The sequence below is a fragment of the Streptomyces sp. CRN 30 genome, from assembly GCF_034105845.1.
Map to the genome: position 1 here is coordinate 20,944 of NZ_JAVRHI010000214.1, position 14,638 is coordinate 35,581.

Annotated in this window: 15 protein-coding genes and 1 pseudogene; 4 read left to right on the forward strand and 12 right to left on the reverse strand. The window is 72.3% G+C overall.

The features are described 5' to 3' along the window. Positions 1-20 precede the first annotated feature (20 nt). The 3 genes from UW392_RS22890 to UW392_RS22900 form a co-directional block, all read right to left on the reverse strand. Positions 21-1,013, reverse strand: a complete 993-nt coding sequence (locus UW392_RS22890) for an aldo/keto reductase (protein ID WP_320776954.1) — start codon at positions 1,011-1,013, stop codon at positions 21-23. A gap of 57 nt (positions 1,014-1,070) precedes the next feature. Further along, positions 1,071-1,658, reverse strand: coding sequence for a Uma2 family endonuclease (locus UW392_RS22895; protein WP_320776955.1), 588 nt, complete (start codon positions 1,656-1,658; stop codon positions 1,071-1,073). 82 nt (positions 1,659-1,740) lie between these two features. After that, on the reverse strand, positions 1,741-2,415 hold the full coding sequence (locus UW392_RS22900; RefSeq protein ID WP_320776956.1) for a GDSL-type esterase/lipase family protein: 675 nt from the start codon (positions 2,413-2,415) through the stop codon (positions 1,741-1,743). Positions 2,416-2,440: 25 nt separating this feature from the next. Between UW392_RS22900 and UW392_RS22905 the strand changes: the two genes are divergently transcribed. Continuing rightward, entirely contained in the window at positions 2,441-3,409 is a 969-nt protein-coding gene (locus UW392_RS22905) for a WD40 repeat domain-containing protein (RefSeq protein ID WP_320776957.1), read from the forward strand. 2 nt (positions 3,410-3,411) lie between these two features. On the opposite strand, the gene UW392_RS22910 is transcribed toward UW392_RS22905, so the two are convergent. Together UW392_RS22910 and UW392_RS22915 are read right to left on the reverse strand one after the other, a co-directional pair. Continuing rightward, a complete protein-coding gene (locus UW392_RS22910; RefSeq protein WP_320776958.1) occupies positions 3,412-3,816 on the reverse strand; it encodes a PPOX class F420-dependent oxidoreductase in 405 nt (134 codons plus the stop codon). Positions 3,817-3,848: 32 nt separating this feature from the next. Further along, on the reverse strand, positions 3,849-4,298 hold the full coding sequence (locus UW392_RS22915) for an ATP-binding protein (RefSeq protein WP_320776959.1): 450 nt from the start codon (positions 4,296-4,298) through the stop codon (positions 3,849-3,851). 149 nt (positions 4,299-4,447) lie between these two features. Between UW392_RS22915 and UW392_RS22920 the strand changes: the two genes are divergently transcribed. Continuing rightward, positions 4,448-5,278, forward strand: a complete 831-nt coding sequence (locus tag UW392_RS22920) for a helix-turn-helix transcriptional regulator (RefSeq protein WP_320776960.1) — start codon at positions 4,448-4,450, stop codon at positions 5,276-5,278. 2 nt (positions 5,279-5,280) lie between these two features. Next, positions 5,281-5,472, forward strand: a complete 192-nt coding sequence (locus UW392_RS22925) for a DUF397 domain-containing protein (RefSeq protein ID WP_320776961.1) — start codon at positions 5,281-5,283, stop codon at positions 5,470-5,472. A gap of 50 nt (positions 5,473-5,522) precedes the next feature. On the opposite strand, the gene serC is transcribed toward UW392_RS22925, so the two are convergent. The 6 genes from serC to UW392_RS22955 form a co-directional block, all read right to left on the reverse strand. Continuing rightward, positions 5,523-6,641 (reverse strand): phosphoserine transaminase, encoded by a 1,119-nt coding sequence (gene serC, locus UW392_RS22930; RefSeq protein ID WP_320776962.1) that lies wholly within the window; start codon positions 6,639-6,641, stop codon positions 5,523-5,525. A 92-nt stretch (positions 6,642-6,733) separates the two neighbouring features. Continuing rightward, on the reverse strand, positions 6,734-7,951 hold the full coding sequence (locus UW392_RS22935) for a cytochrome P450 (RefSeq protein WP_320776963.1): 1,218 nt from the start codon (positions 7,949-7,951) through the stop codon (positions 6,734-6,736). After that, entirely contained in the window at positions 7,948-8,562 is a 615-nt protein-coding gene (locus tag UW392_RS22940; protein WP_320776964.1) for an ATP/GTP-binding protein, read from the reverse strand. Before UW392_RS22940 ends, UW392_RS22935 begins: the two co-directional genes overlap by 4 nt. Continuing rightward, the gene (locus UW392_RS22945; protein WP_320776965.1) at positions 8,543-8,890 is read right to left on the reverse strand and encodes a DUF742 domain-containing protein; all 348 of its coding nucleotides are present in this window, start codon (positions 8,888-8,890) and stop codon (positions 8,543-8,545) included. Before UW392_RS22945 ends, UW392_RS22940 begins: the two co-directional genes overlap by 20 nt. Continuing rightward, on the reverse strand, positions 8,887-9,294 hold the full coding sequence (locus UW392_RS22950) for a roadblock/LC7 domain-containing protein (RefSeq protein ID WP_320776966.1): 408 nt from the start codon (positions 9,292-9,294) through the stop codon (positions 8,887-8,889). Before UW392_RS22950 ends, UW392_RS22945 begins: the two co-directional genes overlap by 4 nt. Before the next feature lie 27 nt (positions 9,295-9,321). Next, complete coding sequence (locus tag UW392_RS22955; RefSeq protein WP_320776967.1) at positions 9,322-11,214, reverse strand: sensor histidine kinase; 1,893 nt, start codon at positions 11,212-11,214, stop codon at positions 9,322-9,324. A gap of 200 nt (positions 11,215-11,414) precedes the next feature. Between UW392_RS22955 and UW392_RS22960 the strand changes: the two genes are divergently transcribed. Then, positions 11,415-14,336, forward strand: a complete 2,922-nt coding sequence (locus UW392_RS22960) for an FAD-binding and (Fe-S)-binding domain-containing protein (RefSeq protein WP_320776968.1) — start codon at positions 11,415-11,417, stop codon at positions 14,334-14,336. Positions 14,337-14,352: 16 nt separating this feature from the next. On the opposite strand, the pseudogene UW392_RS22965 reads toward UW392_RS22960, so the two are convergent. After that, a pseudogene (locus UW392_RS22965) lies at positions 14,353-14,638 on the reverse strand (hypothetical protein); the annotation flags it as partial.

Genomic DNA, 14,638 nt, shown 5'->3' on the forward strand with positions numbered 1-14,638 from the left:
CGCCCGTAACCGGTACACCCCTACCAGGCGAACGCCTCCGGCGACGGCCCCGGTCCCGGGAAGATCTCGTCCAGGCCGGTCAGCACTTCCCGCGACAGCTCCAGCTCCACGGCGCGCAGTGCCGAGGAGAGCTGCTCCGCGGTGCGCGGGCCGACGATCGGGCCGGTCACGCCGGGCCGGGTCAGCAGCCAGGCCAGCGCGGCCTCGCCGGGGTCGACACCGTGCTTGTCCAGCAGATCCTCGTACGCCTGGATTTGCGCGCGGGACTCGGGGTCGGCGAGGGCCTCCGCGGCCCGTCCCCCGGCGCTCCGCCTGCCCTGGCCCTCCTTCTTCAGGGCGCCGCCCAGCAGACCGCCGTTCAGCGGCGACCAGGGGATGACGCCGAGCCCGTACTCCTGCGCGGCCGGGATGACCTCCATCTCGGCGCGGCGCTCGGCGAGGTTGTACAGGCACTGCTCGCTGACCAGGCCGATGGTGCCGCCGCGGCGGGCGGCGGTCTCGTTGGCCTGGGCAATCTTGTACCCGGGGAAGTTGGACGAGCCGACGTACAGAATCTTGCCCTGCTGGACCAGGACGTCGATCGCCTGCCAGATCTCGTCGAAGCCGGTGGCACGGTCGATGTGGTGGAACTGGTACAGGTCGATGTGGTCCGTCTGGAGCCGCTTGAGGCTGGCGTCGACCGCCCGCCGGATGTTCACCGCGGAGAGCTTGTCGTGGTTGGGCCAGGCGTCGCCGTCGGCGGCCATGTTGCCGTAGACCTTGGTGGCGAGGACGGTCTTGTCCCGGCGCCCGCCGCCCTGCGCGAACCAGTTGCCGATGATCTCCTCGGTGTGGCCCTTGTTCTCGCCCCAGCCGTAGACATTGGCGGTGTCGAAGAAGTTGACGCCCGCGTCCAGCGCGGCGTCCATGATGCTGTGGCTGTCCGCCTCACCGGTCTGCGGACCGAAGTTCATGGTGCCGAGGACGAGCCGGCTGACCTTGAGTCCCGTGCGTCCGAGCTGCGTGTACTTCATGGTCCCCAAGCCAACGACTTGGAGTGCGCTCCAGGCAACCGCTGGGCGGTGACGGGATCAGTCGCGGGGGAAACCGTCGGTAGGGAGGGTGAGGTCGAGGACGGTGCCGGTCAGGTCCAGGTCGTGGCCGAAGCGGACGATGGTCTCGCTGGCGTACTCGCCGTCCTTGGGGTCGGTGAAGACGTGGCAGCGGCCCTGGTAGGGATCGGCGATCACATAGAGGGGGACCTCGGCGACGGCGTAGGCGTCCTTCTTCGGGCCGTAGTCGTTGGCGGCGGTGCCCCGGGAGATGACTTCGGCGACGAACTCGACGTCTTGGTGGCGCCAGTGGCCGGTGTCGTCCTGCTGGGTGCCGTCGCGGAATTTGACAACGTCCGGGCAGAAGCCGTTCTCGTGGCCGGGAAAGTCGATACGGACGTCGGAGAAGACCGCAGTGCCTTTCCCGAACCTCTCGCGAATGGCCACCGCGATCTCAAAAATGATGGTCCAGTGCGTGCCCCGCTGCGGTGTCATGTGGATGTTGCCCCCGACGATCTCGACCCGGAATCCTTCGGGGACGGGCATCTTCTCAAGCCGCTCGAACCACTCGTCGAGGCTTTCGGTGCTGACGTCGGCCATGGCGATCCTGTCGTCTACGACGGTCATCGTGGCGCTCCTCCCCGGCGACCCGCGGACCGGGCAGCCGCGCGGTACAACGATACGCACGGCGACAGGGACACGGAGTGGACTATCCGCCGTACGGCCCGCCCATGCCCCACCCCTGGTGCATCGCCTTCGCGAAGGCCGCCGCGATGTGGTGTTCGCCGGTCGGGCCGGGATGCGTGCCGTCGTACGTGTCCGTGTGGAGGTCGTACGCGGGCGGCAGCGAGGCGAGGAGGAGGGGCGAGCGGGGTTCGTCCAGGTCGGCCACCGTCTTGGCCAGCAGGTCGTTGAAGAGGGTGACCTGCGCGCCGAAGTCCGCATCCTCCAGGGCGCGGATGTTCGGTATCACCGGCAGGACCACCATCCGCACGCGGGGGCGGGCCGCGCGGGCCTCCGCCACGAAGCGGTGGACGTTCTCGGCGGTCTGCTCCGCGTTGGTGTAGAAGCCCAGGTCGATCAGGCCGAGGGCGACGAGGAGCACGTCCGCGCGGTGCGCCCGGACCGCCTCGCCGATCAGGGGGGCCATGTGCAGCCACCCCTCGCCCCAGCCGGCCAGGTGGCCACGGGGGAAGTCGGGATCGGCGTACCGGTACGACGTAGGGGCGTCGGCGGCCTTGTCGTAGAGCGTCTCGCGCGGGCCGACGAGCGTGAACGGGCCGCCGTACGCCGCGCACAGGTGCTGCCACAGCCGGTAGCGCCACGTGTGTTCGCCCGCGCTCCCGATCGTCTGGGAGTCTCCGACGGGCATGAACCTGAGCATTCGAACATCATGGCAGGCTTGGGCCATGCGCCGAACTCTCGCCCTTCTCGCAGCGACCGCCGTTCTGACGGGCGTGTGCGCCGCGCCCGCCCTCGCCGTCGACGGGGACGAGGGGTTCACCATCTCGGACCCGCGGATCACCGAGTCCAGCGGACTCGCCGCCTCCCGCCAGCACCCCGGCATCTACTGGACCCACAACGACCAGGACGAGGGCCCGTACATCTACGCCGTCGACGGGGCGACCGGCAAGACCGTAGCCCGCGTCTCCCTCGCCGGCATCGGCACGCCCCGCGACGTCGAGGCCATCCAGATCGGCCCCGACGACCAGATCTACGTCGGCGACATCGGCGACAACCTCGGCGGCACCTGGCCGCACGTATGGATCTACACCCTGCCCGAGCCGACGGAACTGAAGGACCAGACGGTCCAGGCGAAGCAGTACGTCGTGAAGTACGCGGACGGGGCGCGGGACGCCGAGTCGATGGTCGTCCACCCCAAGACCGGGCGCGTCTACATCATCGACAAGCAGGAGGACGGCGGGCACCTCTACGAGGGACCGGCCGAACTGTCCACCTCAGGCACCAACACCTTCACGCAGGCCGCCGCGGTCGACCTGTGGGCCACGGACGCGGCGTTCTCGCCGGACGGCGAACAGCTCACCGTGCGCGGCTACTTGGGCGGCCTCTACTACGACTGGAACGACGGCAAGATCGCCAAGAAGGGGCGGATCAGCGTGCCGCTCGGCCAGGGCGAGTCCGTCACCTACACCGTCGACGGCAAGAAGCTGCTGCTCGGGATGGAGGGCGCGAACAGCACGGTGAAGGCGCAGGACACGCCGGGGGAGGAGACGCCGTCCACCGGGGGGAGTTCGGCCGCCTCGGGCGGTGACGGCGACAGCGCCGACGGCACCACGGTCAAGGTCGGCGGCGCGGTGGCGATCGTGGCCGTGCTGGCGGCGGTGTTCGGCCTGCGGCGGCTGCGGCGCCGCGGCTGAGTTCAGTCCGCCACCGGCCGTACCTCGTAGTGCTGGGTCGGCGTCCGCGTCGCCCGGTGGATGAGCGGTACGAGGACGCCCTGGACGACGGGGTGCTTGCGGCGCAGGACCCGTGCCGCGTGCCGGTCCTCGGCGCTGCCGCGGTCCAGCAGCCGGGCCCGCGCGCGGATCTCCGGGCCGACCGGCCGGCCCGCGGGCGTGGCGGGGGCCAGTTCGACGCCGGGGTCGCGGCGCAGCCGCCGGGCCTTCCAGGTCTTGCCCGACGTACGGAAGTAGGCATGGTCGCTCTCGACGGCGAGGTTGACGGCGGTCCCGACGCCGGTGCCGTCCCGGCGGTGGCTGGTGAGCAGCACGGCCCACTGCGTGGCGAAGGGGGCGAGTCCGAGGGTTGCGGGTGGACGGGTCATGCCGTCCATGTAGGCAGAGGGGGCGGGGGTTGTCATCCCCCGGCGGGGACGTAGGGGCGAACGACGGTCGCCGGGACATGTGCCGCCGCCTCCTCCGTGACCGTCAGGCGGGCCCATACGCACTTCACGTACGGCTCCTGACGGCATCCCCACGCGTCCGCCAGCGCGGCGACGAGGGCGAGGCCGCGGCCCCCTTCTTCGTCCGCCCCGGAGGCGTGGAGCCGCGGAAGCCGGTCGCGGTCCGGGTCGGCGACCTCCAGGAGCAGCTCCGTTCCGTGGAGCGTCAAGGTGACTCTGACCTGGGCAGACGAGGTCCGGCAGTGGGTCACGGCATTGGTGACGAGTTCGTTGGCGAGGAGGAGGACGACGTCGGCGGACTCGCCGGTCACTCCCCAGGCGGTGAGGGTCTTTCCCGTGTGCTGACGGGCGATGGGTACGTGCATTTTGTGCCGAGGAATGCGGAACGTCTCGGTTGATGTCATGCCTGCAAAGTAGGCTCAGTGCGATCGTCTTGAGTGTATGCATGCACTCGTCCACTCGATCGAGTGACGCGAGATCAGGAGTACCTGGCTGTGTGCCATCGTTGCCGCCGGAGAGGGGAGATCCAATGCCCACAGGGGGACGGCCGAACGTGCGCAGCAGGCGCTTGGGTGCGGCGATGAAGCGTTTCCGGCTGGCCGCGAAGCTCGACCAGCCGCAAGCCGCCGAGATCATTGCGTCGAGCCAGGCAAGGATCAGCCGTCTCGAGAGTGGCCACGTCACCGCGCGTGTCATCGAGGTTCGGCTGCTGCTGAACGCTTACGGCGTCACGGACCCGGACATGTGCGCCAAGCTGGAGGGGCTGGCCAAGGTGAGGCCCCGGCGCGGCTGGTGGTACGAGTGTGCGCCGTTCCTGCGGCCGGACTATCTCGACCACATCACCCTCGAAAACGATGCGAGCCATATTCGACAGTGGCAACCCGCGCTAGTGCCGGGGCTCTTGCAGACCATGGCCTACGCGCAGGCGGTCATCGAAGGCGGGCCCAGTTCGCTCGATGCCGAGCAGGTTGCTCGGTTGGTGGAAGTTCGCCAACGCCGGCAGGAGAGGATCGCGGCGGGTGGGGCCACGTACGAGGCGGTGCTCTGGGAAGCAGTCGTCATGCATCCCCTGGTGAGTGCGGCCGATCACCGAGAACAACTGACCGGGCTACTCGAAGCCGGTGAGCGGGAGAACGTCACCGTGCGGGTTCTGCCGTTCAGCGCCGGAACGCTGGCAGCAGCGGCTTCCGCGTTCACGGCCTTCAGCTTCGAACCCGAGTCGGCGATCGAAGCGGTGACCATGGACGACCTCATGAGTACGTCGGTCATCGAATCTCCGGAAGACCTCGCGGTTTACGCGAGTTCGTACGATCTCCTACGATCGACGGCACTGGCACCGGACGCGAGCGCGAAGCTCATCCGGGACGTTCTCCAGAACATCTAGGAATGCTGATCGTGACCGTTATATCGGGCCCCTTCCGGAAGTCGTCGTACTCCAGCCAACAGGGCGAATGTGTGGAGGTCGCTCCCACCGCCGACCACGGCCGAGCCGTCCGCGACAGCAAGCGGTGTGCGGAGGGCAACCCCCTCCTCACCGTCTCCGGACAGACCTGGGCCCTCTTCCTGCGGTGGCTGTGAACGACTGAAGGGCGCCCACTGGGCGCCCTTCACTCACGCATCCCCGGATGTCAGAGCTGCTCGATGACGTAATCGACGCACTTCGTCAGGGCCTCGACGTCCGCCGGGTCGATCGCCGGGAACATCGCGACGCGGAGCTGGTTGCGGCCCAGCTTGCGGTACGGCTCCGTGTCCACGATGCCGTTGGCGCGCAGGACCTTCGCGACGGCCGCCGCGTCCACCTCGTCGGAGAAGTCGATCGTGCCGATGACCTGCGAACGCTTGGCGGGGTCCGTGACGAACGGCGACGCGAACTTCACGTCCTCCGCCCAGCCGTACAGCGCCTGCGACGACGCCGCGGTGCGGCCGGTCGTGAACTCCAGGCCGCCCTGGCCGTTCATCCACTCCAGCTGCTGGTTCAGCAGGAACAGCGTGGCGAGTGCCGGGGTGTTGTACGTCTGGTTCTTGCGGGAGTTGTCGATCGCCGTGGGGAGCGAGAAGAACTCGGGGATGTGGCGGTCCGACGCGTGGATACGTTCCGCTCGCTCGATCGCCGCCGGGGAGAACAGGCCGATCCACAGACCACCGTCGGAGGCGAAGGACTTCTGCGGGGCGAAGTAGTAGACGTCCGTCTCCGAGACGTCCACCGGGAGACCGCCGGCGCCCGACGTGGCGTCCACCAGGACCAGGGCGCCGTCGTCCGCGCCCCGCACGCGCTTGATCGGCATCGCGACGCCCGTCGACGTCTCGTTGTGGGTGAACGCGTACACGTCCACGCCCGCCTCCGCCTTCGCCTCCGGGTGCGTACCCGGGTCGGAGGAGATGACCGTGGGCTCCGCGAGCCACGGGGCGAGCTTCGACGCCTTGGCGAACTTCGAGGAGAACTCGCCGAAGGTCAGGTGCTGCGACTTGTTCTCGATCAGGCCGTGGGTCGCGACGTCCCAGAACGCGGTGGAGCCGCCGTTGCCGAGGACCACCTCGTAGCCGTCCGGGAGCCGGAACAGCTCGCTGATGCCCTCGCGCACCTTGCCGACCAGGTTCTTGACCGGGGCCTGGCGGTGGGAGGTGCCCATGAGGGACGTGCCGGTGGCGGCGAGGGCGTCCAGCGCCTCTGTCCGCACCTTGGAGGGACCCGCGCCGAAACGTCCGTCCGCGGGCTTGATGTCTTCGGGAATCCGGATCTCAGCCACGGGAGCGAGCGTATCCGGTGCGGGAAACCTGGGCGAAACGTCGTCCGTCGGGTGAGACGGGGTACCCGCTGCCGCGTCCCCGTCTCCCGAGGTCAGGCAGCCGGACCCCCCAGCGCCGGCGTCGGCGAGAACCGCACCGGCAGGCTCGTCAGGCCGCGCAGCCACGGCGACTCCCGGCGCTTCAGCGACCCGGCGGCCACCGCCAGGTCGATGTCGGGCAGCCGGTCCAGGACGACCTCGATGCCCGTGCGCGCGATGACCTCCGAGATCTCCTGCGCCGGGAAGGGGCAGCGGTGCTCCCCGTGGCTGAAGGAGAAGTGCGCGTTGTTGCCGCCGGTGAGCGTCGAGCCGTCGGTCCGCACCTGCGGGTCGGAGTTGGCGCCCTGGAGGCCGAGGATCAGCAGGTCACCTGCGTTGATGCGGCGCCCGCCCAGGGTGGTCTCGCGGGTGGCGTAGCGGCCCGGCATGTTCTGCGTGGGCGTCTGCTCCCACAGCACCTCGTTCATCGCCTCCGTGACACTGCTGCGCCCGCCGAACATCGACGCGGCGAAACGGTGGTCGGTCAGCATCAGGTGCAGCGAGTTGCCGATCCAGTCGGCGGTCGGCTGGTGCCCCGCCGACATCAGGATCATCAGGTCCTGGACGATCTCCTCGTCCGTGAACTCGCCCCGTCCGGCGATCATCCGGGAGACCACGTCGTCCGCCGGCTCCGCCTTCCGCTCGGCCACCAGGGCCTGGCAGGAGTCGTGCAGGTGCTTCTGCCCCTCGAACGCCCGCTCACCGGCGTTGATCATGTCCGTCATGGACGTGACCAGCGCCAGGCCCTCCGCCTCCGGCCAGCCGTAGACGTGGGCGAGGACGCGCACCGGCAGGAGCATCGCGTACTCCTCGACCAGGTCCGCGTCGCCCCGCCCGCAGAAGGCGTCGATCAGCTCGTCGGCGAACCGCTCGGCGTCGGCCCGCAGCATCGCCGGGTCCACCCCGTCCAGGGCGTCGCTCAGCAGTCCGGAGCGGCGGCGGTGGCGTTCGCCGACGGTGTAGAGGATCGAGGGCTGGCCGCGGTTGATGACGGGCCGCAGCGGCCAGTCGTCGGGCACGTTGTCCCACTGGTTCCACAGTTCGGAGTCCCGGCTGAAGAGCGACGGGTCGCCGGTGACCTGGTGCAGCTCGCGGTAGCCGATCACCAGCCAGGCGGGGATGCCGCCGTCCAGGATGACCGGGGCCACGGGACCGTGCCTGCGCCGCATCGCCCGGTACAGCTCGGCCGGTTCCTCGTGGGATCCCGGACCGCGAAGGGGTATGGGGCTCACACCAGCTCCTGGGTGGGTCGTGCGTGGTTCGTACGCAGGGCGTGGACGTGTTCCACCAGCGTGATCAGGACTTCCTTGGCGGACTCCCGGGACCGCGCGTCGCAGCGCAGCAGCGGCACGTGCGGGTCCAGGTCGAGGGCGTCGCGGATCTGCGCCGGGGCGAAGTCCGGGCCGCCGAAGTCGTTCAGCGCGACGACGAACGGCGTGCCGTGCTTCTCCAGCCGGTCGATGGCGTACCAGGAGTCGTCGATGCGCCGGGTGTCGACGAGGACGACGGCGCCCAGCGTGCCGTGGAACAGCCGGTCCCACAGGAACCAGAAGCGCTCCTGGCCGGGCGCGCCGAACAGGTACAGCACGTTGCGCGCGTCGAGGGTGATGCGGCCGAAGTCGAAGGCGACCGTGGTCGTCGTCTTGTCGTGCACGCCCCGCAGGTCGTCGACGTCCGCGCCGGCCTGGGTCATCGTCTCCTCGGTGTTGAGGGGACGGATCTCGCTGACCGAGCGGACCAGCGTCGTCTTGCCGACGCCGAAGCCGCCGACCACGACGATCTTGAGGCCGTTGTCGGCGGACGCGCCGAGCGGCGCGCTCGCTCTAGAGGTTGCGGAGTCCAACGAGCACCTGCTCCAGGATGTCGGGATCGGGTAGGGCTTCCTGGCGCGGGTGACGGGCGCTGACACGGCCCGCGTCGAGGAGGTCGGTCAGCAGGACCTTGGTGATGCCGATCGGCAGCCGCAGTTCGGCGGCGATCTCCACGACCGCCGTCGGGCGTTCGCACATCCTCAGGATCGCGGTGTGCTCCGACTGCATGCCGGGCACCGGGTCGCACTCGGCGACGACCAGGGTGACCAGGTCGAAGGGGCTGTCCGCGCCGGTGCGGCTGCGCCCGCCGGTCAGGGTGTAGAGGCGGTCGGGCGCGTCGTCCCTGCCGGGCCTGCTCATGACGTACGGGGCCGGGCGGTGAGGTGATCGCCGAGTTGCTCGACCAGTTCGCTCATGTTGTGGCCGACCAGCCCGGCGTCCGCGTCCTCCGTGGTGACCACGGCCAGGTGGGCGCCCTCGCCCGCCTCGACGATGAACAGCACCCCGCCGTAGAACTCCGTCATCGCGGACCGGACGCCGCCGGTGCCGTCGCCGAACTCCACGGACGCGCCGTGCGACAGGGACTGGATGCCGGCCGCGATCGCGGCGAGCTGGTCGGCCTGGTCGGCGGTGAGTTCGGGCGTACGGCACAGTTTCAGGCCGTCACGGGACAGGACGAGCGCGTGGCGCGCGCCAGGGGTGCGCTTCAGCAGGCCCTCGATGAGCCACGTGAGCTTGTCGTCGGCGGTCGTCGTGCCGGTCATGAGGTGGTTCGCCTTCCGGGGAGGGGGTTACGGGTGCGAGGGGGCGGGGCGGGTGTCGGCGGCGCCCCCGTCCGGGTGCCGGCCGTCCGCCTCCTGGGAGGCCGGGTCCGGGGTGGCCGGGTCCGGGGTGGCGGGGTCGGTCGCGTCCTCGGCAGCGGGGGTGGCATAGGTGCCGCGCACGGCCTGCCGGAAGCTGCCGAACCGGGCGGCGCGGGCCTGCGACTCCTCGCGGGTCGGGGCGGCGGGCGGTGTGGCGGAACGATTCGTCACCCGGGTGCGCTCGGCCTCCGCGAGGGTACGGCCACGGCGGCGCCGCGGGAGCCCCACGGGGAGCGTGGACCCGGTGGGGTCCGCGGCGGAGTGTGCGGTGGGCTCGTCGGCGGGGGTGCCGGGGAGCGGGTCGGAAGCGCGGGAGTGGGCCTCGTCCGTGGCCGGAGCCGTGTCGGCAGTGGCCTCGGGTGCGGCCCCGGGGGTGGTCCCGGCCGTGGCCCCGGGTGCGGCCCCGGCCGTGGCCCCGGGCGCGGCCTCGTCGGCCGCGGGGGCCGCGATGCGCTGCGGGAGTTGCGGGAGCCCCGCCGCTTCCGGGGTGCCCGGCGACTCCGCTGCCGTCGTCGGCAGTGACAGCGGCTGGGGTGTGCCCGAGGTCGCCGACCCCTCCTGTACGAGGATGTCCTGCGGGATCAGCATCAGGACGCCCGTACCGCCGCGCGCCGACGGACGGAACGACACCTTCAGCCCGTACCGCTGCGCCAGCCGCCCCACCACCGCGAGGCCGAGCCGCGTACCGGTCAGGCCGCCGAGCCCGGCGGTGCGGCCGGAGACGGCCCGCTCGGCGCGGCGCAGCTGGACCTCGCCCATGACGAGGCCGCTGTCCTCGACGGAGACGATGGCACCGGCCGGGACCTCCTCGACGTAGACGTGGACCTCCGCCGTCGGCGGGGAGAAGTTCGCCGCGTTGTCCAGGATCTCGGCCAGCGCGTGCATCACGCCCTCGGCGGCGTGCCCGGCGACGGCGGCCTCGCTGGCGGAGTGGACACGGACCCGCTGGTAGCCGCTGATCCGTCCCATCGCGCCGCGCAGGATGGACTCCATGCCGATCGGCCGGGCCCAGCGGCGCCCCGAACGGGCGCCCGCGAGGACGGCGACGGAGTCGGCGAGGCGTCCGGCCTGGGCGGTGCGGTGGTCGAGGTGGAGGAGGTCGGAGAGGACGTCCTCGTCGGCGTGGCGCTCCTCCATCGCCCGGAGGTCCGCGAGGGTCGCGGTGGCGATCGCTTGGAGGCGCCCGGCGACGTTGGCGGTGGCGGAGACGGCGGCGGCGCGCGAGGAGTCGGCCTCGCGCAGCTTCTTCGTGAGCTTCGCGGTCTCCGCGGCCAGCCGGGCGCGGTCGGTGTTGTGGGTCTCGGTGAGCCGGTCCCGTTCGACGGCGTGCGTCTCGGCCAGCCGGGCGCGCTCCGCGGCGCGCTCCTCGGTGAGCCGGGCGAGCGCGGACTCGTACTCCTCGGTCAGCCGGGTCAGTTCGGCGGTGTGCGCGTCGGCGAGCCGGGCGCGCTCCCGGGCCAGTTCGGCCGTGAGCCGGGCCCGTTCCCGCTCCAGGTCGCCGGTGAGGCGGGCGCGTTCCTGGCGGACCTCCTCGGCGAGCCGGACGCGCTCCTGGAGCACCCGGCCGGCCTCCTGGTCGGCCGCGTGCACCCGGCGGCGGGCGGCGCGCGCCGACAGCACGCCGTGCACGGCCACGGTGACGGCCACGCTCAGCAGCAGCCCGGCCGCACCGGAGCCCAGCGCGAGCGGTAGGCGCACGGAGTCGGGGGCGGCGGCGACCGCCGCGGCCACCGCGAGCCCGGACGCCACCGCGGTGACCAGGAAGGCGGGCAGGAGCCGGGAGACGGCGGGCGGTTCGCCGGGGGGCGTGGGGGAGGTCATCAGTCGAGTCCTCGTTCGGTCCGCGGGTGTCCACCAGGACGGGACGGCGCGCGGGTTGGATCCTCAGACGGTTCTGGGTTGCCTGACGGTCACTATAAGAAACTTTGCGACCGTGTTGGCCACATTAGTGTCACGTTCTTGGCATCGGCCCCGGGGACAACTACTGCCAAGGTGCCCGGAACGAACGGCATGCTGACGACATGACGGATGAACGGGACGCCGGCCCCGAACTGCGCGCCGCGCTGCGGGCGGCCGTGCGCGGTGAGATCTCCTTCGGGACCACCGCGCGGGCGCTGACGACGATGGACGCCTCCAACTACCGCCGCGTTCCCCTGGGAGTGGCCGCGCCCCGGGACGCCGACGACGTGGCGGCCGTACTGGACGTCTGCCGCGCGCACGGCGTACCGGTGGTGCCGCGCGGCGGCGGCACCTCCATCGCCGGGCAGGCCACCGGCACGGGCATCGTCCTGGACTTCACCCGGCACATGAACCGGCTGCTCTCCCTCGACCCCGACGCCCGGACGGCCGTCGTCCAGCCCGGACTCGTCCTGGACCGCCTCCAGGAGGCCGCCGCCCCGCACGGCCTGCGCTTCGGGCCCGACCCCTCCACCCACGGCCGCTGCACCCTGGGCGGGATGATCGGCAACAACGCCTGCGGCTCCCACTCGGTGGCCTGGGGCACGACCGCCGACAACGTCGCCTCGCTCTCGGTCCTCACCGCGCGCGGTGAGCGGCTGCGCCCCGGGCCCGGCTGGGCCGGCGCCCCCGACGGCCTGCGGACGCTGGCGGAGGGGGAGTTGGCGCGGCTGCGTACCGGCTTCCCCGATCTGCCCCGCCGCATCTCCGGCTACGCCCTGGACGCGCTGCTGCCCGAGCGGGGCGCGGACGTCGCCCGCTCGTTCTGCGGCTCCGAGGGCACGCTGGGCGTGCTGACCGAGGCGGTCGTCCGGCTCGTCGAGGCGCCCGCGGCGCGAGCGCTCGCGGTACTCGGCTACGGCGACGAGGGCGCGGCGGCCGAGGCGGCGGCCGGACTGCTGCCGCTCGGGCCGCTCACCGTCGAGGGCATGGCCGCCGACCTGGTGCCGGACGCGTCCGGGCTGCCGCGCGGCGGCGCCTGGCTGTTTGTGGAGACCGGCGGACAGACCCCGGCGGAGGCACGCGCGCGTGCGGACGCCGTCGTACGGGCGGCCGACGCCGTGGACGCCTCCGTGGTGACGGACCCGGCGGCGCAGCGGGCACTGTGGCGGGTCCGGGAGGACGCCTCCGGCACGGCGACCCGGATGCCCGACGGAAGCGAGGCGTGGCCCGGCTGGGAGGACTGCGCGGTGCCGCCCGCCCGGCTCGGCGTCTATCTGCAAGACTTCCGCGCCCTGTTGACGGAGCACGGGCTGCGCGGCACGCCGTACGGCCACTTCGGGGACGGCTGCGTCCACGTCCGGATCGACTTCGACCTGCTCACCGCCCCGGGCGTCGCCCGCTTCCGCCGCTTCTCCGAGGAACTGGCGGACCTGGTCGTCGCCCACGGCGGCTCGCTCTCCGGCGAACACGGCGACGGACAGGCGCGCGCCGAACTCCTGCCGAGGATGTACGGCCCCGAGACCGTCGCCCTCTTCGAACGCGCCAAGGCGGTGTGGGACCCCGACGACCTCCTCAACCCCGGGATGCTGGTCCGCCCGGCGCCCCTCGACAGCGGTCTGCGCTTCGCCGTCCTGCCCCGGGAACCGGTCGACGTCGCCTTCGGCTACCCGTCCGACGGCGGTGACTTCACCGCGGCCGTACGGCGCTGCGTCGGGGTCGCCAAGTGCCGTACGGCCGGGCCGGCGACGGGCGCGTCCGTGATGTGCCCGTCGTTCCGGGCGACCGGGGAGGAGGAGCACTCCACCCGGGGCCGGGCCCGGCTGCTGCACGAGATGCTCGCCGGTGAACTGGTCACCGACGGCTGGCGGTCCACGGAGGTCCGCGACGCCCTCGACCTCTGCCTGTCCTGCAAGGGCTGCCGCTCGGACTGCCCGGTCGGGGTCGACATGGCCACGTACAAGGCGGAGTTCCTCCACCACCACTACGCCGGGCGCCGCCGCCCCGCCGCGCACTACGCCCTCGGGTGGCTGCCGGTGTGGCTGCGCTGGACGGCCCGTACGCGGACGGCCCCGCTGCTCAACGCGCTCGCCTCGGTACGGCCGTTGGCGGCGGTGGGGAAGCGGATCTGCGGGATCTCGGGGAAGCGGGAGATCCCGCGGCTGGCGCGGCGGACGTTCAGCCGGTGGTGGTGGCACGCGCCGGAGCGGCCCTGGGCCAGGGGTACCGGCGGCAGCGGTGAGACGGTCGTGCTGTGGCCCGACACGTTCACCGAGCACCTCTCCCCGTCCGTGGGGCGGGCGGCCGTACGGGTGCTGGAGGCGGCGGGGCTGCGGGTGGCGCTGCCGCCCACGATGACGCCGGGGCGCGGCGCGGTCGCCGACGGCCGCACCCGCCTTCCCCTGTCCCTGCTGACGGCCCGGCGCGGGCGGGTCTGCTGCGGGCTGACGTACCTCTCCACGGGCCAGCTGGACCGGGCCCGTACGGTGCTGCGCCGCACCCTGGACCTGATGGCGCCGGTCGTGGCGGCCGGTCTGCCCGTGGTCGTCCTGGAGCCGAGCTGCGCGGCGGCCCTCCGCACCGACCTGCCCGAGCTGCTGCACGACGACCCGCGCGCCGCCGAGCTGGCCGGGCGGGTCCTCACCTTCGCCGAGGCCCTGGAACGGCACGCGCCCGACTGGCGTCCGCCGCTCCTGGACCGCCCGGTCACCGGCCAGACCCACTGCCACCAGCACGCGGTGCTCGGCGACGCCGCCGATCGCCGGCTGCGCGAGGCCGCGGGCCTCACCGGCGAGCTGAGCGGCGGCTGCTGCGGTCTCGCGGGGAACTTCGGTTTCGAGGCGGGGCACCACGACGTCTCGGTGGCCTGTGCGGAGGACCAGCTGCTCCCGGCGGTCCGCGCGGCGCCGCCCGGCGCGGTGGTCCTGGCGGACGGCTACTCGTGCCGGACCCAGCTGGACCAGCTCGCGGGGGCGCGGGGGAGGCACCTGGCGGAGGTGCTGGCGGAGGGGTTGCCGGCGGAACCGGACGGTGCCGCCGGGGCGTGAGTGAGGGTATGGACGATCACGGTGACGAGCGGGAGGGCGCGAAGGGACGGGCGGGTGTCCGTCGATGGGCGATCGCGGGAGGCGCGGCCGTCGTCGCGGCCGCCGTCACCGTCACGGTGGTCCTGACCCGGACCGGCACCCAGGACATCGCCGCACCCGGCACCTGCCACACAACGAGCGGCGCCCCGGCGAGCGGCACTTCGGCGAGCGGCACTTCGGCGAGCGGCGCCCCGGCGAGCGGCGCCTCGGCGAGCGGCGCTCCTGAGGCCACCGCCACGACCGGCGCGGCGACGAGGACCGGC

Bases quoted from the DNA above. Each gene is read 5' to 3' on its own strand.
- UW392_RS22955 (WP_320776967.1), bottom strand. From the start codon at position 11,214: ATGACCTCCCCCACGCCCCCCGGCGAACCGCCCGCCGTCTCCCGGCTC.
- UW392_RS22895 (WP_320776955.1), bottom strand. From the start codon at position 1,658: ATGACCGTCGTAGACGACAGGATCGCCATGGCCGACGTCAGCACCGAA.
- UW392_RS22915 (WP_320776959.1), bottom strand. From the start codon at position 4,298: ATGACATCAACCGAGACGTTCCGCATTCCTCGGCACAAAATGCACGTA.
- UW392_RS22950 (WP_320776966.1), bottom strand. From the start codon at position 9,294: ATGACCGGCACGACGACCGCCGACGACAAGCTCACGTGGCTCATCGAG.
- UW392_RS22910 (WP_320776958.1), bottom strand. From the start codon at position 3,816: ATGACCCGTCCACCCGCAACCCTCGGACTCGCCCCCTTCGCCACGCAG.
- UW392_RS22905 (WP_320776957.1), top strand. From the start codon at position 2,441: ATGCGCCGAACTCTCGCCCTTCTCGCAGCGACCGCCGTTCTGACGGGC.
- UW392_RS22900 (WP_320776956.1), bottom strand. From the start codon at position 2,415: ATGCTCAGGTTCATGCCCGTCGGAGACTCCCAGACGATCGGGAGCGCG.
- UW392_RS22925 (WP_320776961.1), top strand. From the start codon at position 5,281: ATGCTGATCGTGACCGTTATATCGGGCCCCTTCCGGAAGTCGTCGTAC.
- UW392_RS22890 (WP_320776954.1), bottom strand. From the start codon at position 1,013: ATGAAGTACACGCAGCTCGGACGCACGGGACTCAAGGTCAGCCGGCTC.
- UW392_RS22960 (WP_320776968.1), top strand. From the start codon at position 11,415: ATGACGGATGAACGGGACGCCGGCCCCGAACTGCGCGCCGCGCTGCGG.
- UW392_RS22945 (WP_320776965.1), bottom strand. From the start codon at position 8,890: ATGAGCAGGCCCGGCAGGGACGACGCGCCCGACCGCCTCTACACCCTG.